Origin of the sequence: uncultured Campylobacter sp., from assembly GCF_938045775.1 — a bacterium.
Lineage (GTDB): Bacteria > Campylobacterota > Campylobacteria > Campylobacterales > Campylobacteraceae > Campylobacter_B.
Genome location: NZ_CALIBH010000028.1, coordinates 1 through 2,383, shown reverse-complemented (window position 1 = coordinate 2,383; position 2,383 = coordinate 1). Strand labels below are relative to the sequence as shown.

General features: G+C 40.4%; 4 protein-coding genes. All 4 read left to right on the top strand.

The window, feature by feature from the left end; translation table 11 throughout:
- Nucleotides 1-507: 507 nt before the first annotated feature.
- A complete protein-coding gene (locus tag Q0238_RS00840) occupies nt 508-759 on the top strand; it encodes a type II toxin-antitoxin system prevent-host-death family antitoxin (RefSeq protein ID WP_297913605.1) in 252 nt (83 codons plus the stop codon).
- A gap of 60 nt (nt 760-819) precedes the next feature.
- Entirely contained in the window at nt 820-1,674 is an 855-nt protein-coding gene (locus Q0238_RS00835) for a hypothetical protein (protein ID WP_297941947.1), read from the top strand.
- A 12-nt stretch (nt 1,675-1,686) separates the two neighbouring features.
- Complete coding sequence (locus Q0238_RS00830) at nt 1,687-1,878, top strand: hypothetical protein (RefSeq protein WP_297941945.1); 192 nt, start codon at nt 1,687-1,689, stop codon at nt 1,876-1,878.
- Nucleotides 1,847-2,383: hypothetical protein (locus Q0238_RS00825; protein WP_297941943.1), on the top strand; the 537-nt coding region annotated here is incomplete at its 3' end. The genes Q0238_RS00830 and Q0238_RS00825, both read left to right, overlap by 32 nt.

Below are 2,383 nucleotides of genomic sequence, written 5' to 3'. Positions count from 1 at the left end.
ATAATTTTGGCTTAAGCTTATTTATAAATTTAAGCCATTTTGTGAAACAATATAGAAAATCAGGCAAGAATATTTAAGAAATTTAATGATTTTTAGCTACCTTTTTGCAAATTTTAGCTACCTTTTTGCAAATTTTAGCCACCTTTTTTGCCTACAAATGGGAATTTGCTCAAAATGGTGGCAAAAAGTGGCAGAATTTAGCCACCTTTTTTTATTAATCCGTGAAACACCATTAAAAAGATATTTTACAGTACTTTTAAATTTAGTTTTCTTAAGCGAATTTTACTAAATTTTAAGCTTTATCTAAGTTTTATAACGCCCGCTATGTGGGCATTAAAGGCAGGAATTCCCATTTGTAGGCAAAAAAGGTGGCTAAAATTCTATAAAAACAAAATAGTGATTAGGTAAGAAATTAAATTTAAGTTTTCTGCAAAGCTTAAGCAAGCAGTAAAATTTGACATTTAATATATTTTGTAGTATTATTCTAAGTATTAAAAAGGATATAAAATGAAAGCAATCTTAGCAACGCAAACAGCCAGTATTTCAGAACTCAAAAAATCTCCTGCTCAAATCATAAAAGAAGCAAAAGACGAAGCGGTAGCGATTTTAGTGCATAATGTCCCAAGTGCGTATTTGGTACCAAGCAATCTATATGAAAAAATGCTAGATATAATCGATGATTACTATCTCTCAAAAGAAGCAGATAACACGATAAAAAGTAAAGAAAAGCCGGTGAAGGTAAGCCTGAATGAGTTATGAGCTAGAATTCTTACCGCTGGCATTAACGGAGTGTTTGACTTCCCATACAAGGAGGTCAATATGTTTCAGGTAGTGGATCCGACGATAAAAGAGGTAACGGCGATGAACTTCGAAGAAGTGACGACGCAAATTTGGGAGTTTATGGAGTATCCGAAAAATCATCCGATGCTGCCGAACGTGAGCAAAAGCCACTTTTGGGAGATGATGGAGATGTGGGCGAGCTATCCGGTAATAGGCATGAACAACGAAGTGGACGAGGGGGCGTCGGAGATGTCGGACTTTTCGCAGGAGATACTGGAGCTAACGCAGGAGCTTCAGGAGGAAGTGAACGAAGCGACGGACAAAGAGAGAGCGATCTTTCGGATGAAGCGAGAACTGGCCATGAAAGTAGCCAATCTGCAAATAATTTGGATAATGACGCACTACATCAAGCCGCAATATTTGCTGGCGACGATGTACGAGACCTATACGCTAGCGGAGAGAGACGAAGAGGAGCTGAAGAAGTATTTAGTGCCGGAGGTGATAGCCACGGCCAAGGACGAGAGCATACCGATATTGGGACCGCTAGGAATGTGGCAATACCGAATGGGGATACTTCATCGCTGGACGATGCAGCTTCAGAATATGGGGATGATAGACGATATACAGATGAGAAACAACTATATGACGCCGGACTCGGAGCAGAAACTGGCATTCGCGCTAGCGCTTCAGGAGTTAACGGAGATGGAAGCGCTCGCCAATCCGCTAGCCAAGCAGATGAGAGAGATGGGCAATACGGATTTGGAAATATTCAAGGCGCTGGGAGTGGATATATACAAGGAATACCTGAAGCTTCCGCAAACGGCTTATCCGATGGACGAGATCAGAGCGAGAGCGTTTCATTACCAAAATGATAAAATACTACAAATTTCTTAGAAAGGATTTAAGATGGCTTTAACAGAAAAAGATTTGAAAATACTTCAGGGCGTATGCGATCATTACACGCGGATGGATAATGACGCCGAATACTGCAAGGAAGTCGAAAAACAACTTTATCGCGGTGCTCCAAAAGAGTTGGTAGAAAGAGTAAGACGAGAGATGGCTAAATATGGAACTAAAAAGCGAAATAAAAAAGATTGATTTCGGCTCCAATGCCGAACTGGAGGAAATTCAAAATTTAGCGGTTGAATTTGCTAAGAGCTCAACCGAGTTTTTATTAGAAAGTTATAACGACCACCCAGATACTATGGGCGGCCGCTATATCTGTTCCGATACGTTCAAAGAGCTTTTTCCTTGTTTTGAAGTAAAAGAAAATAGAGCGCTAGTAAACGATGCTATACATAATTCTTCTGCCGTTTTGGCGGCGACGCAGTTTGAAGAGGTTCTGAAGCGCGATGAGCCGGATAAAACCAAAGCAATTTTCATCACCGGCATTCCAGGAGCCGGAAAAACAACCTCGGTCAAAAAATTTATGGCCGATAACCAAGTTAAGCTGATTTTTGAGGGTCAGTTAGCAAACCCGGCGCCGACCATCCCAAAAATAGAGCAGTGCCTACAAAAAAATTTAGACGTTAGGATTGTTGCGGTGCATATAGAGCCCGAAAAGGCTTTAGACAATACTTTTAAACGCTTTAATGAATATGGG

Excerpts from the sequence above, each read along its gene's own strand:
- Q0238_RS00840 (WP_297913605.1), top strand. The coding sequence starts at position 508 with ATGAAAGCAATCTTAGCAACGCAAACAGCCAGTATTTCAGAACTCAAA.
- Q0238_RS00830 (WP_297941945.1), top strand. The coding sequence starts at position 1,687 with ATGGCTTTAACAGAAAAAGATTTGAAAATACTTCAGGGCGTATGCGAT.
- Q0238_RS00835 (WP_297941947.1), top strand. The coding sequence starts at position 820 with ATGTTTCAGGTAGTGGATCCGACGATAAAAGAGGTAACGGCGATGAAC.